Origin of the sequence: Cupriavidus sp. HPC(L), assembly GCF_000307735.3 — a bacterium.
Classification (GTDB): Bacteria; Pseudomonadota; Gammaproteobacteria; order Burkholderiales; family Burkholderiaceae; genus Cupriavidus.
The window spans coordinates 1-19,999 of the sequence record NZ_AMPR02000179.1 but is presented as its reverse complement, the minus strand read 5'-3'; the positions used below and the strand labels follow the sequence as shown (position 1 = coordinate 19,999).

Annotated in this window: 17 protein-coding genes; 5 read left to right on the top strand and 12 right to left on the bottom strand. The window is 68.3% G+C overall.

All coding sequences use genetic code 11. The annotated features are described in order from the left end of the window. Positions 1 to 9: 9 nt before the first annotated feature. Together B551_RS11900 and B551_RS11895 are read right to left on the bottom strand one after the other, a co-directional pair. The gene (locus tag B551_RS11900) at positions 10 to 1,392 is read right to left on the bottom strand and encodes an ethanolamine ammonia-lyase subunit EutB (RefSeq protein ID WP_006579946.1); all 1,383 of its coding nucleotides are present in this window, start codon (positions 1,390 to 1,392) and stop codon (positions 10 to 12) included. Positions 1,393 to 1,733: 341 nt separating this feature from the next. Next, on the bottom strand, positions 1,734 to 2,435 hold the full coding sequence (locus tag B551_RS11895) for a FadR/GntR family transcriptional regulator (RefSeq protein ID WP_006579947.1): 702 nt from the start codon (positions 2,433 to 2,435) through the stop codon (positions 1,734 to 1,736). Between the two features lie 211 nt (positions 2,436 to 2,646). On the opposite strand from B551_RS11895, the gene B551_RS11890 reads away from it, so the two are divergent. From B551_RS11890 to B551_RS25145, 5 genes are all read left to right on the top strand, one after another. Then, complete coding sequence (locus B551_RS11890) at positions 2,647 to 3,513, top strand: (Fe-S)-binding protein (RefSeq protein WP_006579948.1); 867 nt, start codon at positions 2,647 to 2,649, stop codon at positions 3,511 to 3,513. Further along, complete coding sequence (locus B551_RS11885) at positions 3,510 to 4,268, top strand: lactate utilization protein C (RefSeq protein ID WP_023264157.1); 759 nt, start codon at positions 3,510 to 3,512, stop codon at positions 4,266 to 4,268. The genes B551_RS11890 and B551_RS11885 overlap by 4 nt, the downstream gene beginning before the upstream one ends. Continuing rightward, entirely contained in the window at positions 4,265 to 5,710 is a 1,446-nt protein-coding gene (locus B551_RS11880; RefSeq protein WP_006576118.1) for a LutB/LldF family L-lactate oxidation iron-sulfur protein, read from the top strand. The genes B551_RS11885 and B551_RS11880 overlap by 4 nt, the downstream gene beginning before the upstream one ends. A 175-nt stretch (positions 5,711 to 5,885) precedes the next feature. Beyond that, positions 5,886 to 7,616: a lactate permease LctP family transporter gene (locus B551_RS11875; RefSeq protein ID WP_006576119.1), complete on the top strand. Its 1,731-nt coding sequence runs from the start codon at positions 5,886 to 5,888 to the stop codon at positions 7,614 to 7,616. 213 nt (positions 7,617 to 7,829) lie between these two features. Next, positions 7,830 to 8,282, top strand: coding sequence for a hypothetical protein (locus tag B551_RS25145; RefSeq protein WP_006576120.1), 453 nt, complete (start codon positions 7,830 to 7,832; stop codon positions 8,280 to 8,282). A 51-nt stretch (positions 8,283 to 8,333) separates the two neighbouring features. Here the strand turns inward: B551_RS25145 and B551_RS11865 are convergent, their stop codons facing one another. The 10 genes from B551_RS11865 to B551_RS26550 all read right to left on the bottom strand — a co-directional run. Continuing rightward, entirely contained in the window at positions 8,334 to 9,524 is a 1,191-nt protein-coding gene (locus tag B551_RS11865) for a Xaa-Pro peptidase family protein (RefSeq protein WP_006576121.1), read from the bottom strand. Positions 9,525 to 9,534: 10 nt separating this feature from the next. After that, positions 9,535 to 10,485 carry a tripartite tricarboxylate transporter substrate binding protein gene (locus B551_RS11860; protein WP_253281345.1) on the bottom strand — a complete coding sequence of 317 codons (951 nt, stop codon included), beginning with the start codon at positions 10,483 to 10,485 and terminating at the stop codon, positions 9,535 to 9,537. A 222-nt stretch (positions 10,486 to 10,707) separates the two neighbouring features. Further along, positions 10,708 to 11,307 carry a TetR/AcrR family transcriptional regulator gene (locus tag B551_RS11855; protein ID WP_006576122.1) on the bottom strand — a complete coding sequence of 200 codons (600 nt, stop codon included), beginning with the start codon at positions 11,305 to 11,307 and terminating at the stop codon, positions 10,708 to 10,710. 136 nt (positions 11,308 to 11,443) lie between these two features. After that, entirely contained in the window at positions 11,444 to 11,797 is a 354-nt protein-coding gene (locus B551_RS11850) for a DUF1428 domain-containing protein (RefSeq protein ID WP_006576123.1), read from the bottom strand. Between the two features lie 124 nt (positions 11,798 to 11,921). Beyond that, on the bottom strand, positions 11,922 to 13,058 hold the full coding sequence (locus B551_RS11845) for a CaiB/BaiF CoA-transferase family protein (RefSeq protein ID WP_043439094.1): 1,137 nt from the start codon (positions 13,056 to 13,058) through the stop codon (positions 11,922 to 11,924). Between the two features lie 48 nt (positions 13,059 to 13,106). Next, complete coding sequence (locus B551_RS11840) at positions 13,107 to 14,096, bottom strand: tripartite tricarboxylate transporter substrate binding protein (protein ID WP_006576125.1); 990 nt, start codon at positions 14,094 to 14,096, stop codon at positions 13,107 to 13,109. Positions 14,097 to 14,255: 159 nt separating this feature from the next. Further along, a complete protein-coding gene (locus B551_RS11835; RefSeq protein ID WP_006576126.1) occupies positions 14,256 to 16,046 on the bottom strand; it encodes an acyl-CoA dehydrogenase family protein in 1,791 nt (596 codons plus the stop codon). A gap of 211 nt (positions 16,047 to 16,257) precedes the next feature. Then, the gene (locus B551_RS11830) at positions 16,258 to 17,682 is read right to left on the bottom strand and encodes a C25 family cysteine peptidase (RefSeq protein ID WP_006576127.1); all 1,425 of its coding nucleotides are present in this window, start codon (positions 17,680 to 17,682) and stop codon (positions 16,258 to 16,260) included. Continuing rightward, positions 17,679 to 19,031 (bottom strand): hypothetical protein, encoded by a 1,353-nt coding sequence (locus B551_RS11825; protein WP_006576128.1) that lies wholly within the window; start codon positions 19,029 to 19,031, stop codon positions 17,679 to 17,681. Before B551_RS11825 ends, B551_RS11830 begins: the two co-directional genes overlap by 4 nt. A gap of 49 nt (positions 19,032 to 19,080) precedes the next feature. Beyond that, positions 19,081 to 19,999: hypothetical protein (locus B551_RS26550; protein ID WP_043439091.1), on the bottom strand; the 919-nt coding region annotated here is incomplete at its 5' end.

Genomic DNA, 19,999 nt, shown 5'->3' with positions numbered 1-19,999 from the left:
CTGAATCGCTTACAGGTCGTGCGCCAGTTGCAGCAAGGGCTGGCGCTCGGCCGGCTCGACCAGCCTGCCATCGTCGCCGAAGATGCCGGTGCGCTTGAGCCAGGCCTCGAACTCCGGTGCCGGCGCCAGGCCCAGCGTCTCGCGCAGGTACAGCGCGTCGTGGAAGGCCGTGCTCTGGTAATTCAGCATGATGTCGTCCGCGCCGGGCACGCCCATGATGAAGTTGACGCCGGCCACGCCGAACAGCGTCAGCAGCGTGTCCATGTCGTCCTGATCGGCCTCGGCGTGGTTGGTGTAGCAGATGTCGCAGCCCATCGGCACGCCGAGCAGCTTGCCGCAGAAATGGTCCTCGAGCCCGGCGCGCACGATCTGCTTGCCGTCGTACAGGTACTCCGGCCCGATGAAGCCGACCACGGTATTGACCAGCAGCGGCGAAAAGGCGCGCGCCACCGCATATGCCCGCGCCTCCATGGTCTGCTGGTCGACGCCGTGGTGGGCGTTGGCCGACAGCGCGCTGCCCTGCCCGGTCTCGAAATACATGAGGTTGTCGCCGACCGTGCCGCGGCCCAGCGACAGCGCGGCGGCGCGGGCTTCGGCCAGCAGCGCCAGATCGATCCCGAAGGCGGCGTTGGCCTGCTCGCTGCCGGCGATCGACTGGAACACCAGGTCGACCGGCGCGCCCTGCTCGATCGCACGCAGCGTGTTGGTGACATGGGTCAGCACGCACGACTGCGTCGGCACGCCGTGGCGCTCGCGCAGCTCGTCGATCAGCCGCAGCAGCGCCACGATCGACGCCAGGTTGTCGCCAGCCGGATTGATGCCGATAGTGGCGTCGCCGCAGCCATAGAACAGGCCGTCGATGATCGAGGCGGCAATGCCCTTGGGGTCGTCGGTGGGATGGTTGGGCTGCAAGCGCACCGACAGCCGGCCCGGCAGTCCGATCGTGTCGCGAAAGCGCGTCACCACACGGCACTTGCGCGCCACCGCAATCAGGTCCTGGTTGCGCATCAGCTTGCTGACCGCGGCCGCCATTTCGGGCGTGATGCCCGGCGCCACGCGGGCCAGCACCGTGCCGTCGGTCTCGTGCAGCAGCAGCCAGTTGCGCAATTCGCCGACCGTCAGCGCGGCGATCTCGGCGAAGGCATCGGCGTCGTGGCGGTCGACGATCAGCCGCGTGACCTCGTCGCTTTCGTACGGGATCAGCGCCTCGTTCAGGAAGCGCGACAGCGGCAGGTCGGCCAGCGCGATCCGTGCAGCCATCCGCTCTTCTTCGCTGTCGGCGGCCAGGCCCGCCAGCTGGTCGCCCGAGCGGGCCGGGCTGGCCTTGGCCAGCAGCGTCTTCAGGTCCGCGAACGCGTAGCGCCGCGCGCCGATCGTTTCAGTGAACGCCATCTGTTCCCCCGGCAAGGAGCGGTAGCCCTGTCATGACGCGGCTTGGCGCGGCACCGGGCCCCTGGTCCGGAATATAGCGCGCAAACGTCATGGAAGCCCGATGGCGACTCTCTGGCGAAGGACTTGGGGGCGAAGCGTACCCGTTTCTGCGTGCCAATTCCGCCGGCTCACCGGCCGCCAAAACCGGTCCGATTTCCGTTGCGGGAACGGCTGCTGCGGCGTCGGCGAGCGGACAGTCGTGCCACGCCGGCGCCGGGAGCGTACCCGTTTCTGCGTGCGCCTGCCGGGAAGAAACCAGACTCCGGAGCTCCGAAGAAGGCGCGTCGCTCGACGACGGCCGGCTACTCCGCCCGGCTGCGCACGTAGTCGATATGCGCCTGCATCGCTGTGCGCGCCTCTTCCGGGCGCCGCGCCAGGATCGCGGCGCACAGCGTGCGATGCTGCAGCAGCAGCTGGTCGGAGGCCTCGGCGTCCTGCTCGCGCAGGCCGGTACCGTTGGTCGTGATGTGCTCGCGCAGCATGCCGATCACGCTGGTATGCAGGTGCAGGAACATCGTGTTGTGCGAGGCCAGCGCGATCGCCTCGTGCAGCTGGGCGTCCGCGTCGGCCTCCGCCTGCTTGTCGTCGCGTTCGCGGGCGCGCTCCAACTGGTCCAACAGGGTTCGGATCCGCCGCAGGTCCTGCCCGTCGGCGCGCAGCGCGGCGAAATACGCGGTGGCGCCCTCCAGCACACGGCGGAATTCCAGGATGTCCTCGCGCAGCGCCGGATGGTCGGCAACCAGCTGGCGCCACGGCGACGCGATGCCGCTGCGCAGCTGCTCGGTGACGAACACGCCGGCGCCACGCCGGCTCTGCAGCAGCCCCCGCGCCGCCAGCCGTTGCGTGGCCTCGCGCACCGTGTTGCGGGCCACGCCGTAGGTCTCGGCCAGGACACGCTCCGCCGGCAGGCGCGTGCCCGCCGGCCACGTGCCGTCCAGCAGCGCGGTCTCGACCTTGCGCATTACCTCCTCCACCCGGCCGCGCTCGCGCATGCCTGCCGCCATCGTCCTCTCCCCTCGCTTCGTCGCGCGTTCAACTGGTCCAACCAATTTGAACCTTGCCGCCGCAGCGGGAATTATGCCGCCGAAGCGGACGTGCTCGGCCGCGCCCACACTTGGACGCAGAACGACGTCCCAAACGCACGACTACCCCACTACTACGCCACTACTACGCATCGAGCCCGCCATTGCAGGCGGGCCATCTCCGGAGCGAGACATGATTCCGAGGCAATACCCCGAGGCCCCCGCGCAGGTGTACCTGTTCGCGACCTGCCTGGTCGACCTGTTCGTGCCGCAAGCCGGCCTGGATGCGGTCCGTCTGCTGGAGCGGGAAGGGCTGACCGTGCATTTCCCGCGCGGGCAGAGCTGCTGCGGCCAGCCGGCCTACAGCAGCGGCAACCCCGAGCAGGCGCGCGCCGTCGCGCGGGCGCAGCTCGATCTGTTCGCCCAGCCCTGGCCGATCGTCGTGCCCTCCGGCTCCTGCGCCGGCATGATGCGCCATCACTGGCCCAAGCTGTTCGAGGACGATGCCGTGGCAGGCCCGAAGGCGCGCGCACTGGCCGAGCGCGTGTTCGAACTGAGCGAGTTCCTGCTGCGCGTACTGAAGGTCCGCTATCCGGATGCCGCGCCGGCGGAGGCGTCGACGTCGGGATCTGTCAGGCCGGAGACCGTGGTACTGCATACCTCCTGCGCGGCCCGCCGCGAGATGGGCACGCGCGTTCACGGCGTCGAACTGATCGACGCATTGCCCGGTGTCACACGGCTGGAACACGAGCGCGAATCCGAGTGCTGCGGTTTCGGCGGCACCTTCTCGCTGAAGCATCCGGACATCTCGGGCGCGATGGTGCAGGACAAGGTCGCTTCCGCTTGTGCCACCGGCTGCGACACGCTGGTATCGGCCGACTGCGGCTGCTTGCTCAATATCGGCCATGCGGCGCGCCGGCAGGCGTTGGGCCTCAAGGTCGAGCATATGGCCACGTTCCTGTGGCGCCGTCTTGGTCATGCGGATGGAAGCGGGGATGGCGACCGCGATGGAAGCGCCGGCCCGCACGCGGCGCTGGCCGCAACGGAGACGCAGCGATGATCGCCGACGACGCCCGCACGCGCATCCTCGAACGGCTGCGCGCTGCCGCGCCGGTCGCCAACGACGACCCCGCCGCGGCGCCAACGCTGAGCCGGCGCATCGACGCGCATTTCGACGGCCGGCGCGCGATGCACGCACCCGGGGACGGCGCCACGCTCGCGGACGCGATGCAGGCCGCCCTTCACGCGGCACACGCCGAAGTCTGGCGCACCGACGAGGCCGGCTGGCCCGCACTGCTGGCCCAGCGCCTCGCCGAAGACGGCGTGCGCCGCCTGCTGTTCGATCCCCAAGGTCCGGAAGGCATCGCGCTGTCGCGCTGCCTGCCATCGGCCGTCGACGCCGTCGCATACCAACGCCCCATCGAAGCGTGGAAGGGCGAGCTGTTCGACACCATCGACGCCGGCTTCACGGTGGCCCGCTCGGGCATCGCCGGCACCGGCACGCTGGTGCTGCTGCCGGACGCGCGCGCGCCGCGCACGGTCTCGCTGGTCCCGCCGCTGCATGTGGCGCTGGTCTACGCCGACACGCTGCATGCGGACTTGCACGCCGCGATGCGCGCCGAACGCTGGCAGGACGGCATGCCGACCAATCTGGTGCTGGTGTCCGGCCCGTCGAAAACCTCCGACATCCAGCAGACGCTGGCCTATGGCGCGCATGGGCCGCGCCGGCTGTGGGTGCTGATCGTCGAGCGCGGCGGCAGCACGGCATCGCCGGCAATACAAGCGTCGGCACCGACATCGGGAGAACCGGTATGAGCGCGACCCCGATGCATTTCGTACCGTCCGCCGACTTCAAGGCGCGGGCCCGGGCGGCGCTCGACGACGCCAAGCTGCGCAGCAGCTTCCGCGGCGCGATGGACTTCCTGCAGAACAAGCGCGCGGTCCAGTTTCCGGACGGCGACGAGCTGCAGGCCTTGCGCGACCTCGGCGAGGCGGTGCGCCAGCATGCGCTGGCGCATCTGCCGCAGCTGCTGGAGCAACTGGAGGCAAAGCTGACGGAGGTCGGCGTGCAGGTCCATTGGGCGCAGACGCCCGACGAGGCCAACGCGATCATCGCGGACATTGCCGAGCGCCACGGCGCGCGCAGCGTGATCAAGGGCAAGTCGATGGCCAGCGAGGAGATCGCGCTGAACCATTACCTCGCCGAGCGCGGCATCCGCAGCCTCGAGTCGGATATGGGCGAATACATCGTCCAGCTGGCCGGCGAAGGCCCCTCGCATATCGTGATGCCGGCGATTCACAAGACGCGCGGCGATATCGCCGCGCTGTTCGAGCAGCATATCCCCGACACGCCCTACACCGAGGACGTCGACACGCTGATCCAGACCGGCCGCCGCGCGCTGCGGCACGCCTTCGTCGAGGCCGATATCGGCCTGTCCGGCGTCAACTTCGCCGCCGCCGACACCGGTACGCTGTGGCTGGTCGAGAACGAGGGCAACGGCCGGCTGTCGACCACCGTGCCGCCGGTGCATATCGCGATCATGGGCATCGAGAAGGTGGTGGCGAGCCTGGACCATATCGTGCCGCTCGCCACGCTGCTGACGCGCTCGGCCACCGGCCAGGCAATCACCACTTACTTCAACCTGATCACCGGTCCGCGCCGCGCCGGCGAGCTCGACGGCCCGCGCGAGATGCACGTGGTGCTGCTCGACAACGGACGCACCCAGGCCTATGCCGACGCGCAATTGCGCGCGACGCTGCAGTGCATCCGCTGCGGCGCCTGCATGAACCACTGCCCGGTCTATACCCGCATCGGCGGGCACGCCTACGGCACCACCTATCCGGGCCCGATCGGCAAGATCATCTCGCCGCATCTGCTGGGACTGGACGCCACCGCCGATCTGCCGACCGCGTCGAGCCTGTGCGGCGCCTGTGGCGAGGTCTGCCCGGTGCGGATTCCGATTCCCCAGCTGCTGATCCGGCTGCGCACCGAGGCCAACCGCAATCCCGACGAGGCGGTACAGCATCCCCTGCGCGGCCAGGGCGCGCGCTACAGCCGCGGCGAACAGCTGATCTGGCGCTTCTGGCGCGGCGCGTTTGCGCATCCGCGCCTCTACCGGGTGTTCCGCTGGGCCGCGATGCGGCTGCGCGCGTTCACGCCATCGCGGCAGATGGGGTGGACCGATCATCGAGAGCCCTTGCGGCCGGCGGCGCGCAGCCTCGCCGATCTGCTGCGCGAGCGCGGGCAACCCGAATAGCAAGCGCCCTGCCCACCAACGTCTGTCGTCCCCGCGCAGGCGGGGATCCAGCGGCTTCCGAAGACGCCGGATTCCCGCGTTCGCGGGAACGACGCGATGGTGACCGAGACGTGCTCGGCCACTTCGCCAAATCCAATTTCCCTTTCTAGACTCGCATCCCTCGGAGGAGACCGATATGCAAACCTGGCAACAGGTCTATACGCCGCTTGGCAGCCTGTGGCTGTCCTCGCTGGCGGCCGCCATTCCCATCCTGTTCTTCTTCGTCGCGCTGGCGCTGCTGCGCATGAAGGGCCATGTGGCCGCCGCGATCACGCTGGCGCTCGCGCTGGCCGTGGCCATTGCAGGCTATGGCATGCCCGTGCCGCAGGCGCTCGCCTCGGCGGGCTACGGCTTCCTGTACGGCCTGTGGCCGATCGCGTGGATCATCGTCACCGCGGTGTTCCTGTACAAGATCGTCGTCAAGACCGGCCAGTTCGACGTGATCCGCGCTTCGGTGCTGGCGATCACCGATGACCAGCGTCTGCAGGTGCTGCTGATCGGCTTTGCCTTCGGCGCCTTCCTCGAAGGCGCGGCCGGTTTTGGCGCGCCGGTGGCGATCACCGCCGCGTTGCTGGTCGGCCTGGGCTTCAATCCGCTCTACGCCGCGGGTCTGTGCCTGATCGCCAATACCGCGCCGGTGGCCTTCGGCGCGATGGGCATCCCGATCATCGTGGCCGGACAGGTCACCGGCATCGACCCCTTCCATATCGGCGCGATGGCCGGCAGGCAATTGCCGCTGCTGTCGCTGGCGGTACCGTTCTGGCTGGTGTTCATGATGGACGGCGTCAAGGGTGTGCGCGAGACCTGGCCGGCCGCGCTGGTCACCGGCGGCAGCTTTGCCGTGACGCAGTACTTCACCGCCAACCATATCGGTCCCGAACTGCCCGACATCACCTCGGCCCTGGTCAGCCTGGTGTCGCTGTCGGCCTTCCTGAAGGTCTGGCAACCGCGCAGCGCGGCGCGTGCCGCCGGCGCATCGCTGCGAGCCGGCCACGGTGGCGCCGCTGCGCTCGGCGGCTTCGGCGATATGGGCGGTTTTCCCGCGATCGGCACGGCCAACGAGCGCAACGCGCGCAAGGCTTCGCCGTACACACTTGCCCAGACGGTGCGCGCCTGGGCGCCGTTCGGCATCCTGACCGCCATCGTCACGGTCTGGAGCCTGCAGCCGTTCAAGGCGCTGTTCGCATCCGGGGGCGCGCTGGCCGGCACTGTGCTGAAGTTCCCGGTGCCCTGGCTCGACAAGCTGGTCGTCAAGACCGCGCCGATCGTCGCCGAGCCCAAGGCCTACGACGCGGTGCTGAAGATCGACCTGCTGTCCGCCGTCGGCACCGCGATCCTGCTTACCGCCCTGATCTCCGCCGTGTTGCTGCGCATGTCGCCGCGCACGCTGCTGGCGACCTTCGGCGAGACGCTGCTCGAGCTGCGCCGGCCCATCTTGTCGATCGGACTGGTACTGGCCTTCGCCTTCGTCGCCAACTACTCGGGCATGTCGTCGACGCTGGCGCTGCTGCTGGCCGGCACCGGTGCGGCCTTCCCCTTCTTCTCGCCGTTCCTCGGCTGGCTCGGCGTCTTCCTGACCGGCTCGGATACCTCGTCGAACGCGCTGTTCTGCTCGCTGCAGAGCACGACCGCGCATCAGATCGGCGTCTCGGACACGCTGCTGGTGGCCGCCAATACCACCGGCGGCGTGACCGGCAAGATGATCTCGCCGCAGTCGATCGCGGTGGCCTGCGCGGCAACCGGACTGGTTGGCCGCGAGTCGGAGCTGTTCCGCTTCACGGTCAAGCACAGCCTGCTGTTCGCGGTGATCGTCGGGATCATCACGATGGTGCAGGCGTATTGGCTGACGGGGATGATTCCGGGTTGATCGCCAGGCGAGCGCGGGGCGTCGCGCCAGCGAAGGGAATGTGTCGGGATCGTGTGCACGCTCTTCGATGGACGTCGGAGAAAAGCGAAAGCCGGGCAAATCCTGAGGTGGGATAGTGCGGCATCAGTCGAGTGGTGTGGCGGCAAGGACGTTGATCCTTGTCCCACGCCTCGCCGACCGATGCCGCCCTTCTTATCTCGATGGACGAAGACCATGATCACCACCCCGGACCCGAACGTTACCGATCACGATGCGATGCAAGCCGCCCCCCCTCGCCCCAAGCCCCATCGACGCCGCGACGACGCGCTGTCCCGACACGACGCGCTTCAACTGATCCGCAAGCAGGTGGGGGTAATCATTCCCCCGTGGGGCGTGTTCTCGTCCGTCGGCAGTGGGATCGCGCTCGTCATCTCGGTGATGAGCTTCCAAAGCTCCAACATGCAAGACAAGGTCGACAAGAACACCGCACCGTTGCAGGCCCAGCTTATCGAAATGGACAAGCGGCTGACGGGCCGGCTCGATGCAGTCGACAAGAGGCTGGATCGCTTCGGCGCCAGACTTGACGCAGTGGAAGCCCGGCTGGGCGCGCTCGAGGTTCGAGTCGGCGCAATCGATATGCGCCTCCAACAAGTGGACGCCAAGCTCGACCGCCTGCTCAGCAAATAGTTGCCTCGGGCCATTCGCATGACGGCGGATGGCCAATCCTGCCGCGTTGCGCTACGCCACCGTCGCGTAAGCCAACGTCTTCGGCGTCTTGACGATGACCTCCGGCCGCTCGCCCACGATCACCGTATCGTCGAGGCGGAAGCCACCAAGTCCATAGACATAAAGACCCGGCTCGGCGGAATACACCTCCCCTGCCAGCAACGGCCGCGTATTGAACGCCATGTCTTCCGGATACTCATGCAGCATCAGGCCAACGGCATGGCCGGTCCGGTGAAAGACGTATTGCGCGCAGTCGGCCCGCTCGATCACCTGCAATGCCGCGGCATCCATGTCGCAGACGCGTTTGCCCAGCACCGCCGCCTCGACCGCGGCATCGGTGGCTTCGGCCGCGACGGAATACAGGCGCGCCTGCTGGTCCGTCGGCTTGCCGCAGAACCAGGTCCGTTCGTTCTCGACGTATAGTCCATTCAAACGCGGCAGCACCAGGTTGACGATGGTGTCGCCCGCCGAAATGCGCGCGCCGCAGGCCGCGCCGTCGCCATGCGGGGAGGCGGAGGCGGGGCCGGACAGCGTCCAGCACTTCAGGATGTCGAAGTCCTCGCCGGGGAAGCGGCGCGCGGCTTCCTCGACCATCAGGGCCGCCATCGCGTGATCGAGCTCCTGGACCAGCCGACCGGCGCGAATGTTCTCGCGGTACCGGTCCTGCACCCAGTCCGTCAGTGCGCCGAGTTCGCGCATGACCTGCTGTTCCTCGGCATGCTTGACCCACCGCAGGCTGCGCATCTCACCCATCGCGGGCCGCAGCGTCATCTCGGGCAGATAGCGCTGCGCCGCCGTGAGGATGGGGTGGGCGACGTCCACTGCGATGCGGGACATGCCCAGGCCCTTCTGCGCCAGCAGCGCCGCCACGACCTCGGGCAGCTGCGGCGCCAGCGGCAGGCGATTGGAGACACGCGGGTGCTCGGCGTAATAGGTGATATCCGACAACCACACCTTCCCCTTTTCGGTGGCGAAGCGCATATGGTTCGTCGACAGCTCGTTCATCACCGCAAAGGTGTCGCCGTTGCGCGGAACGACCACGAAGACCGGCCGTTCCCAGGGCCATACGTCCAGCTGAAAGTTGGTCGCGAATTGAAAGAAGTCGGGCGTGCCGAAGACCAGCGCATCGACGCGCAGTCGGTCCATCAGCTTGCGCATCGACGCGAGTCGATATTCGTGGACGGCTTTTGTCAGATGAGGCATGGCGTCGTGATCAAAGAGAAATGCCGAGTTTGCGGATGACCGGACCCCAGGCTTCAGAGTCGCGCTTCATGTGGCGCTCGACCTCCGTTGAGGGTCCCTTGATCGGTTCGAGGAACTGGAACGCCAGCTTCTCCTTCAATTGCGGGTCGTCCAGTGCCTGATTGATGTCGGCGTTGATCTTTTGCACCAGCGCCGCCGGCGTGCCGGTCTTGGCGACGATGGCGTACCAGCCCGGCACCGCGACGTCATAGCCCAGCTCCTTGAAGGTCGGCACGTTGGGCAACGCGGCGAGACGCTTGTCGCCGGTGACGGCGAGCGGCACCAGCTTCTGCCCGACGATGTTTGCGTGCACGCCGGCCACCACGTTCATCATCACCGGCGTCTGGCCGTTCATCAGGCTGGTGGCACCGCCCGGCCCATTGAACGGAACGTGCTGCAGCTTGATTCCCGCCTTTTCGGCGACCAGTTCCATTGCCAGATGCGTGGAATTGCCCACGCCGCCCGACGCGAAGCTGATCTCGCCGGGACGCGCCTTCGCCATCTGCACGAACTCCTGCAAGGTCTTGACCTTCAGCGACGGCGCGGCGACGAAGACGAACGGCGAGTTCGCCAGCATGGCGACGCCCACCAGATCCTTCGACGGGTTGTACGGCAGCTTCGGATACAGATGCGGGTTGAAGCTCAGGTTCGACACGCCGGCAAAGAACAGCGTGTAGCCGTCGGCGGGCTGCGACAGCACGTAGTTGATTGCCAGCGCGCCGTTGGCGCCCGGCTTGTTTTCCACCACCACCGCCTGCTTCCAGGCATGTCCCAGCCGTTCCGCCAGCGCCCGCGCCAGCACGTCGTTGCCCGTTCCGCCGGCCTGGGGCACCACCAGCCGGACCGGCCTCGAGGGATAGTTTTCCGCCTGCGCGATACCGGGCAGCGTGGCGGCCAGCACTGCGCCCGCAGTCCAGCCCAAAAGTGTTCGCCGTTTCATTCCTGCACTCACCGTTTCGTCGATTCGTCCCGCTCGGGATGTCGTTCGGCCGCCGCAGCGGTCAGCCGAATCGAGACGCAATGTACCATGTGGTACATGGATCGGTGTAGCGAGGGTATACGCGCAGAATCGCGCGGATTCCAGCGCGAATTACGGCGCGAACTCAGCGGCTGGAATGCAGGGAAAGCAAGGGTAGTCCGCGGGTCACCGCTGGCGCGGCCGCGTCATCATTTCGGCGAAATATTCGATCGCGGCGGTGGTGCCCTTGCGGTCGCCGGTGGTGACCAGATCGAGCAGCAGCCCGCGGATCGTCGCCACTTCGACGCGGGCCAGCAGCTTCGCTTCGCTTCGGCTCATGCCGAGGCTGCGTTCGAAGCGTTCGGCCAGCATGCCGGTCCAGCTGCCGATGACATCCTCGAGAAAGCCGCTGAAGCGTTCGCGGTCGCGAATGGCACGGCCGTAGATCTCGAACACCAGCTGCATGATCGGCAGGTAGTTCGATGCCGAGTATCGTTGCCAGGCGGCAACCAGCGCTGACTTCGGATCCGTGCCCTCGGCCAGCGCATGATGTCGCGCCTGCTGTTCGGCATGGCGGATGCGATGCAGCAGCGCCTGCCAGAAGCCGTCCGCCGAGCCGAAGTAGTAGATCAGCATGCGGTGGCTGGTGCCCAGGGCCTCGGCCACGCTGCGCAGCGACAGGTCGCCAAGGCCATGGGTCAGCACGTGTTCGGTGGCCGCGTCGAGGAGTTGAAGGGCTTGCTCGCTGTTCGCGCGTGCGCTGGCGTCGGGCTTCTTGGTCGGCATGGGTGGCGGTCGGTATGCGGGACAACGACGCGAGGGCGTCGCGAACCGCGATTCTAGCCGCGGTCCGCCTCGCTATCGGCCCATTCCGACGCTGTGCGCCAGCGCGCAAGCCAGCGGAACGGTCCGGCCTGTCCGCTCAGGCCTGGACGATCGGCTCGAACCCGCCATAGATCATCCGCTGACCGTCGAACGGCATGTTCTGCATGTCGTTCGCCAGCCGCGGATCGGCCATTGCAGCCTTCATTCCTTCGTCCCGCTTCTCGCGCGACGGCCACTCGATCCACGAGAACACCACGGACTCGTCGTCCTTGCGCTGCACCGCCATCGTGAACGACGTGACCTTGCCCTCGGGCACATCGTCGCCCCAGCATTCGAACACCCGGAGGGCGCCGTACTCCTTGAACACGTGCGCGGCCTTTTGCGCCATTTCGCGGTAGGCCTCGCGGTTGGCGGTGGGCACGGCAATGACAAAACCGTCGACATAGGACATGGTGGTCTCCTTGGGAATCGATCGGCACCGGCGGTCCGGTCTGCGCCAGCTGGCGCTGCCTCTCGCTCGGAATGCGTCTCGTTACCATAGCCCAAGATCCGCCATGTCCAAAGTGGACAGCAGGCTAGCCCTCCCCCTCCCGCGGTAGGAAGGCGTCTCCCTCGGCCAGCGGCGCGAAACGATAGGTCGCCGGCGTGCGCGACAGCTTCACAGGCGCGCCCAAACCCCGGTAGCCGCCTTCCATCTCGACCACCATCTCGCGATGCGCGGTGTGCGCATGCTGCAAGGCATCGGGCACCGACAACACCGGAGCGCAGGGCACGCCGGCCTGCACCAGCGTATCGGCCAGCGCCTTGCCGTCGCGCGTGCTCAACTGCGCCTCCAGCTCGGCCTTCAGCGCGGACCGATTGACCGAGCGTGCCCCGGCCGTCGCATAGCGCACGTCGTCGGCCAGCGCGGGCACGCCAAGCTGCTGGCACAGGATGCGGAACTGCCGGTCGTTGCCGACCGCCAGGAAGATCGGGTCGGTGGCGGTCGCCACCGTGTCGTACGGATAGATGTTTGGATGGGCATTGCCCGTGCGCTGCGGCGCCTTGCCGCTCATGAACCAGTTGGCCGCGTGCGGATGCAGCAGCGACAGGCCCGAGTCATACAGCGCGGCCTCGACGAACTGGCCGCGGCCGCTGCGCTCCCGTTCCTGCAACGCCAGCAGCACGCCCAGCGCGGCGTTCAGCCCGGTCACCATGTCGACCACGGGCAAGCCGACGCGCAGCGCCTCGCCGTCCGCCTCGCCGTTGATGCTCATGATGCCCGCCATCGCCTGGATCGCGGCATCGTAGCCCGGCAGGCCGCCCAGCGGACCGTCGGCGCCGAAGCCCGACACGCGGCAGTGCACCAGGCGCGGGAAGCGCACCGACAGCGCCTCGTAGCCCAGGCCCCATTTCTCCATGGTGCCCGTCTTGAAGTTCTCGATCAGCACATCGGCGTCGGCCAGCAGCGCGAGCAATACCTCGCGCTCGACCGGCACCGTCAGGTCGAGCCGCATCACGCGCTTGTTGCGGTTCAGCCCGAAGTAGTAGGACGCCACGCCATCCTTGAACGGCGGGCCCCAGGTCCGCGTGTCGTCGCCCTGCGGCGGCTCGATCTTCAGCACATCGGCGCCGTGGTCGCCGAGGATCTGCCCGCAGTAAGGGCCGCCCAGGATGCGCGACAGGTCGACCACCCGGATGCCGGCGAGCGCGCCGGTGCTTGCTTGCGTCATCGAATTTCCCTGGCTCGTTGCCATCGTCGGCATCGTCGTCGATTCCGGTCAGTCGAGCTGCGCACCGGACTTCTGCACCACCGCGCGCCACTTGCCGACCTCGGCCTTGATAAAGCCGCCCAGTTGCTCGGGCTTGGTCGACGGCGCGAACTCGAGCCCCTGTCCCTGCAGCGTCTTGCGGACCTCCGGCTGCTTCAGTGCGTCGGCAAAGGCCGAATTCAGCTTGCCGATGACCTCTTTCGGCGTGCCGGCCGGTGCGACCACGCCGAAGAACACCGATACGTCGAAGCCGGCGACGCCCTGCTCGGCAACCGTCGGCACATCGGGCAGCGCCTGCGAGCGCTCGCTGGTCGTCACGCCGAGCGCGCGCAGCTTGCCGCTCTTGATGAAGGGCAGCGCGGTCAGCACGTCGGTAAAGGTCATGCTGACCTGGCCGCCCAGCAGATCGTTCAGCGCCGGACCGGTGCCCTTGTACGGAATGTGCTGGAAATCGGTGCCCGCCAGGTTGTTGAACAGCACGCCGGCCAGGTGCGATGAGGCGCCGTTGCCCGACGACGCATAGGTCAGCTTGCCGGGATTGGCCTTGGCATAGGCGATCAGCTCGCGGACGTTCTTCGCCGGCACCGACGGATTGACGACCAGCACATTCGGCAGATGGCCGATCTGGATCACCGGCGTGAAGCTCTTGACCGGGTCGTAGTTGATCTTGCGATAGAGGCTGACATTGATCGCCAGCGGCGCCGACGTGCCGAACATCAGCGTGTAGCCGTCGGGCTCGGCGCGCGCGACGGCTTCCGCGCCGATATTGCCGCCGGCGCCGGCGCGGTTCTCGACCACCACCGGCTGGCCGAGCGTGTTCTTCAGCGAGGCCGCCAGCGTGCGCGCCATCGCGTCGGTCGGACCGCCCGGCGGGTAGGTCACCACCATCATGATCGGCTTGGACGGATAGTCCTTCTGCGCGAAGGCGGGCGCGATGCCGGCGCACAGCGTCAGCGTGGAAACGGCGGCGATCGCCGCGATGCGTTGCCAGGGGGTCATCTCATGTCTCCTTGTCGGGCCATGCGCCGTCGGGATTCATCGTCCCGGGCGCTTGTGGGGTTGCTTGTTCGGTTGCTTGTTGCGTGGCTTGTCGCGTTGCTCATTGCGCAGGACCGGCCGCGACGGCATGCGCCTCGCCGCGGGTAGGTCCGCGTGTCTTCAGAACAGGTCGACCTGATCGACCGCGCCGGCAGGCTGCACCGCGCCTTCGGCCGGGGGTGCCACGGTGTCGGCCAGCCAATCGGGTTCGGCGCCGCCCGCCAGTGGGTCGCGCGGCAGCACACGGTGGATCAGCACCAGCTGGGCCAGACTCATGCGGCGCACCGAGCCGATGCGTCCCGCTTCCCAGGCCATCGCCACCGCGCTGGTCACGTGGTACAGCGCGGACGCGGCCTGGCGCGCGAGCACATCGCCCGCGGCATCGGCCTGGGCGGCGTCGGCCGCGAGCGTGCAGGCTCGTTCCAGCGCGCCTTCGAACGCCACACGGACATTGGCGTGCAGCGGCGTCTGCGCCAACAGCTGCTGTAGATGGGCCCGCAGCACCGGCAGGGCGCCCTCGCGCCGGATCGCCCGCAGCACGTCCAGCGCGACGATATTGCTGGTGCCTTCCCAGATCGAGCCCAGGTGGGCGTCGCGCACCAGCCGTGGGTCGCTCCATTCCTCGATGTAGCCACAGCCGCCGCGGATCTCCATCGCATCGCCGGTGACCTTGCGCGCATCGCGGCAGGCGCGGAACTTGATCAGCGGCGTCAGGATGCGCATCAGCGGATAGGCGTCGGCCTCGCCCGCATCGGCCCGGCGCAGCGCCTCGGCAGTCTGGAACACCATCGTGCGGGCCTGCTCGGTCGGCAGCGTCAGCTTCAGCAACTGGCGGCGCATCAGGGGCATGTCGATCAGCCGCTTGCCGAACGCACGGCGTTCCCGCGCGATGAACAGCCCCTCGGACAACGCCCGGCGCATCAGCCCGGCGGCGCGCACGCCGTTGGACAGCCGCGAATTGTTGATCATGTCGGCCATCTGCACGAAGCCGCGGCCCGGCTCGCCGACCAGCCACGCGTGCGCGCCCTCGAGGCGGATCTCGCCGCTCGCCATCGAGCGCGTGCCGAGCTTGTCCTTCAAGCGGATGATCCGATAGTGGTTCGGGCTGCCATCGGCGAGCCGGCGCGGCAGCAGGAACAGCGACACGCCCTTGATGCCGTCCGGCGCCCCATCCGGACGCGCCAGCACCATCGCCAGCTCGGCATCGGGATTCGAGCAGAACCACTTGTCGCCGGTCAGGCGCCAGCCGCCCTGCGCCTCGGGATCGGGGATCGCGCGCGTGGCGGTGGCCGCCACATCGGAGCCCGCGCCCTGTTCGGTCATGAACATCGCGCCCTGGTACAGGTCCTCGAACACCTGCGTGGTCAGGTTCGGCAGGAAGCGCTCGACCAGCGCAGGATCGCCGAACTTGCGCAGCGTGCGCGTCAGCGAATCGGTCATCGACAGCGGGCAGCACAGGCCGAACTCCGCCTGCACGAACAGATAGGTCAGCGCGTACTTGGCCGCCGCCGGCATCGCCTGCGGCCAGCCCAGCACGCCACCGCGATGCGATACCGCCGCCAGCCCGAACTCGGCAAAGGCCACGCGTTCGAGCTCGACATAGGCAGGATGCTTGTCGATGCGCTGCGCATCGATGCCGGTGCGCGTGCGGTGCGTCAGCGTGGGCGGATGGTGGTCGGCGGTATTGGCCAGTGCATCGAGCACGCCGCCAGCCAGCGCGCCCATGCGATCCAGATGCGGCAACAGATGCTGGTACAGGTCCGCCGGCAGATACAGCGGCAGCAGCGCACGCAGATCAGGATCGCTGGCAAATAGATTGACGCCATGCTGATCGGGCACCGGATGCAGCGGCGGCGTCGCCGCGACGTCGGGTTGCGATGAAACGTCCTGACGGACGGCGCTGGTCGGCATGCTTGTCTCCTCTTCCCACTTGTCGATGTGCGGCCGGGAACGAGCCCGCCGGATGGTGGAATCTTCGAGGAAACCGCGATTTGCGTCCAATACCAAGAATGGCTTGGACGATATGTTTTTTATATCGACGCCGGGACAGTCCGGCGGCTGCCGAGATGACGGCTCGATACGGCATTCCTCTCGGCATTCCTCTCGGCATCCATCGCTGCATTCATCGCTGCATACGTACCGCCGGATCGCCAAGGACCACGTAGTTGCGCGCATCGTCGCGCATCACCCAGCGCTGCGCGAGCTCGCGCTCCGGCACCATGGCGCCTGCCTGACGTTCGCGCAGCAGGTCCGCCAACTCGGTACTGAGCGCGGCCCAGCGCAGATTGAAGCGGTCGGTCGCATGACCGATACGATCGCCGCGCATCAGGCTGCCGATCACGTCGCGAAAGCCCTGGGTCTGCGGCGCGGCCCGTGTGTTCTGGAAGCTGTATGCCCAAGCGCGGTCGACATGCCCAAGCACCGCCAGCGCGCCACCGTCCGGATGCGCCAGCAGCCGCTGCGGCAGCCGTGCGGTACGGCAAGCCTGCGCGATTCGCACCGGGGCCTGCGCCTGCACGAAGTCGTCGAACTCGGGTACCCCCGCACCGTAGCAGGCGAAACAGAAATGGATCATGCCGTGGCAATGGATGTCCTCTGGCAGATCGTCGGCGCCAAACCAGTGATCGGGCCCGATCGCCCCGTAGCCCTGCCAGTCCTGGCAGACGATGGCGCCTTGCGTACCGGCCTGGCGCGGATCATCCGCGCGCAGGCTGACGCCGTGCGTGCCGGTGAACAGCAGCGCCGGTGCGCCGTCCGTCAGCTTGCCGCGCAGGATCTCGCGCAGCGCCGCCTTGGTGGCGGCTTCGGCAAGCACCGGATGGAAGGCCATGTCGGGGCGCCGCCCCAGCGTCTCGGCCAGCGGGCCGACCAGCTGGCGCGTCAGCAGGCGGGTAGCACGGTCGAAATCGTGGCAGGTCGCGAACAACACGCTGCCCGGTAGGGTAGCCCTGGCATGGTTCGCCGCTTCCCATGCCGCGACGCTGTCCGCATAGTGGCGCAGCTCATCGGGCGCGGCGAAATCCAGGCGGCCGACCGCCCAGTATAGGTCCAGTGTGTATTGGAACGCGTAGGGAATCTGCTGCGGCGAGCCGACCAGCGCGAGGTAGTACGGCACGCCCAGTTCCGGATCGACCAGGTTCAGCGAGGCGCCATGCCGGGTCAGCCAGGCGCTTGCCGTTTCGCCCGGCTGGCAACCCTGCTCGCCGGCGAAGACGCGAAAGCGGGCGCCGGCCTGTTCCCGCCGTCTTCCCACCAGAGGCGCCAGCGCGTCCAGCCACGGCGCCGGATCGGTGCCGCTGGCGAACACCAGCCCCCAGCCGGCCTGATCCAGTTCGTTGGCCGAGACATCGCCCATCAACGCGAATGTGCGGGACTGACGCGATTTCTCCGCGGCCGCTTCGGGGGAGCGGCGACGCTCGGTCTCGCGCCGACCGAACGCATCGAAGGCGCGAGCGTCGATCGGCGGCAGCGGCAGACCGGTGTCGGCGTCGACCCCAAGCGGCAGCGGCGCCTCGCCCTCGTCCGGTTCCGCGGCGTGCGCGTTCATGGCGTGTTCCCGTTCGTGGCGATGGCGGCCATCGCGGCCTGCCAGATCAGGTGCGCGACCTCCGGGCCGTCGATATCGCTGTGCGCCCCGGAGATGCCCTGGCCCTTGCGGATGAACTGGCTCGCATCGAGATTGAACACGTCGCCTTCCCCCCATGGGTAGACGCCGTCCACGCCGAGCATCGACGCGTCTGCGGCCCCATCGATGCCCTGCAGACCGAACGCGCCGATCGCGCCGTACTTGGGCAACGCCGAGGTTTCCGCCAGGGTCAGCTGGCTCGCGACGCCGGCGGCCCAGGGGTACAGCACGCCAACCGCGCTGTCGTGGCGCGACCGGGTGACGACGATGGGCCCGCTGACCTTGCCGTGCGTCAGGATCCCGTGGCAGTAGCCCGCCGTGCCGGGCTGCAACGGGATGTCGGGCGAATAGGACCAGATCGACATCGCGCCCTGGATCAGCACGCAACTGGCCACGGGCCGGCGCAACGGCGCATCGCCGCCCGGCCCGGCCAGCGCGGAGGACATCACCACGCAGCCGAAGCTGTGGCCAACCAGATGCAGCCGGACCGCCGGCGCAGCCTCGAGCAGCCGGTTCAGCAGCGGATGCAGCGCGGTCTCGCCGATCCGCTGCCCACGCTTTTTCATGGTCCAGAACGACAGCTGGCGCAGCGGCGCGAGGATGCCGGACAGCGAAGGGCCGCCGAATGCGGCATCGACCTGCAGCGCGTCATCGAAGGCCTGCTCCGGGTCGAACGGCAGACGGTCGGACGACAAGTCGCCGCCGATGCCTTCGGACCGTAGCCCCAGCGCCCAATCGAGATCGCGGTAGGCGGCCTGCGCCTCGACGGGCAGGCGCATCGCATCGGGCTCGGTGCGTGCCACTTCGACGATCGTGGCCAGCGCGGCGCGCACCCGCGGCGTATCGCCCAGACGTTCGGCGTAAGCGTCGATCAACGCCTGCGGCCCCACCGCCGCGGCTGCGGCGAAGCTGGCATCGCCCGCGCCCTCGGCCATCTCCTCGTCGCCCCAGGGCTGGCTGGGCCAATGCAGTCCGACATGTTCGATCCGCAGCTCCGGCCGCTGCGCCTGCGCCGCCTCTCGATCGGCACGCTGCCGCGCGAAGGCGCCGATCCATCTGCCGTACTGGTCCAGCGCAGCCGGCATGTCGCCCTTCCAGCCATGGCACCACAGGAAGACATCGGTCGGCGGCGCGGCGCGCCAGCGCTCGAGCAGCCGCAACGACAGGCAGCCGGCTTCGCCATCCGGGTCGTCCGCTCGTTCGTCGCCATCCTCGTCGAAGGCGATCAGGGCATAGCGGTCGCCGTCATCCGGCAAGTTCACGAAGGGCATGGCGTGTCTCCTGGGAAATGGGCTGGTGAGATGCCGCCGAACGACGGCGCTACGAGGCGTCGGCGCCCGTGTCGAACGACTCGCATGGCGCCGGGGCGATGAAGCCGCCGCTGAACAGAGCGGCCTTCTGCCGATCGGTGAAGCCGCCGCCGGCGATCCGGCATGCCGTGCCGCGCCACGCGTCGGGATCAAGATTCCATTCCGCCGCCAGTTCGGTGCCGGCCGAGTAGAGGCGTCTGCCATCGTCGGACAACGAAAGAAATGCGATGGGCTGGCGGCGGTCGCCGTCGCGATAGACCGACTGGGGTAGCGGCAGCAGCCCACGGCCATCCGAGGCCAGCAGGAACAGATTGCCGTGATCGTCGCCGGCCACCACGAACGGCGCATCGGCGGGCATCGCGAGCGCGGTGATGACGCCCGAGGCGTCATGCTTGAGCACCGTCACCGCCGGTTCTCTCGTGCGCTTGCCGGCGGCCGCATCGTCGCGGCCGCCCTCGACCGGAATGCGATAGACCTTGCCCAGATAGTTGCCTGCCAGCAGCGCGCGCCCTTGCGGCTCGAAGGCGAGGCTGGTGATCTGCCCGCGCGGCAAACGGTCGAACACGCGCTTGCGCGTGACGGTTGCGCCGATGCAGCCGCTCCTGGGCAGCGTGATCGTCCACAGCCGCACCTTGTCGTCGTCGGCCACGGCGAGCTCGTGCGCCGCCCCCGGTCGAAACACGGCATTGGATGTCCTGCGCAGATCGGCCGGCAACGCGATCGCACACGGCGCTCCGCCCTCGGCAAGCGCGGCCTGCGTCGGGGCCGCGGGCAAGCGCCATAGCTGCAGCTGCCGGCTGGCATTGCGATCGACCGAGCGGATGGCCAGCAGCGTGCCGTCCGCGCTCAGCGCGACGCGGACCAGCGAGCCGGCGTGCAGGCCCGGCATGCGCACCGGTTCGCGCGCGCCGCCCGTGCCGGCGACATAC

Bases quoted from the DNA above. Each gene is read 5' to 3' on its own strand.
- B551_RS11900 (WP_006579946.1), bottom strand. From the start codon at position 1,392: ATGGCGTTCACTGAAACGATCGGCGCGCGGCGCTACGCGTTCGCGGAC.
- B551_RS11895 (WP_006579947.1), bottom strand. From the start codon at position 2,435: ATGGCGGCAGGCATGCGCGAGCGCGGCCGGGTGGAGGAGGTAATGCGC.
- B551_RS11890 (WP_006579948.1), top strand. From the start codon at position 2,647: ATGATTCCGAGGCAATACCCCGAGGCCCCCGCGCAGGTGTACCTGTTC.
- B551_RS11885 (WP_023264157.1), top strand. From the start codon at position 3,510: ATGATCGCCGACGACGCCCGCACGCGCATCCTCGAACGGCTGCGCGCT.
- B551_RS11880 (WP_006576118.1), top strand. From the start codon at position 4,265: ATGAGCGCGACCCCGATGCATTTCGTACCGTCCGCCGACTTCAAGGCG.
- B551_RS11875 (WP_006576119.1), top strand. From the start codon at position 5,886: ATGCAAACCTGGCAACAGGTCTATACGCCGCTTGGCAGCCTGTGGCTG.
- B551_RS25145 (WP_006576120.1), top strand. From the start codon at position 7,830: ATGATCACCACCCCGGACCCGAACGTTACCGATCACGATGCGATGCAA.
- B551_RS11865 (WP_006576121.1), bottom strand. From the start codon at position 9,524: ATGCCTCATCTGACAAAAGCCGTCCACGAATATCGACTCGCGTCGATG.
- B551_RS11855 (WP_006576122.1), bottom strand. From the start codon at position 11,307: ATGCCGACCAAGAAGCCCGACGCCAGCGCACGCGCGAACAGCGAGCAA.
- B551_RS11850 (WP_006576123.1), bottom strand. From the start codon at position 11,797: ATGTCCTATGTCGACGGTTTTGTCATTGCCGTGCCCACCGCCAACCGC.
- B551_RS11845 (WP_043439094.1), bottom strand. From the start codon at position 13,058: ATGACGCAAGCAAGCACCGGCGCGCTCGCCGGCATCCGGGTGGTCGAC.
- B551_RS11840 (WP_006576125.1), bottom strand. From the start codon at position 14,096: ATGACCCCCTGGCAACGCATCGCGGCGATCGCCGCCGTTTCCACGCTG.
- B551_RS11835 (WP_006576126.1), bottom strand. From the start codon at position 16,046: ATGCCGACCAGCGCCGTCCGTCAGGACGTTTCATCGCAACCCGACGTC.
- B551_RS11830 (WP_006576127.1), bottom strand. From the start codon at position 17,682: ATGAACGCGCACGCCGCGGAACCGGACGAGGGCGAGGCGCCGCTGCCG.
- B551_RS11825 (WP_006576128.1), bottom strand. From the start codon at position 19,031: ATGCCCTTCGTGAACTTGCCGGATGACGGCGACCGCTATGCCCTGATC.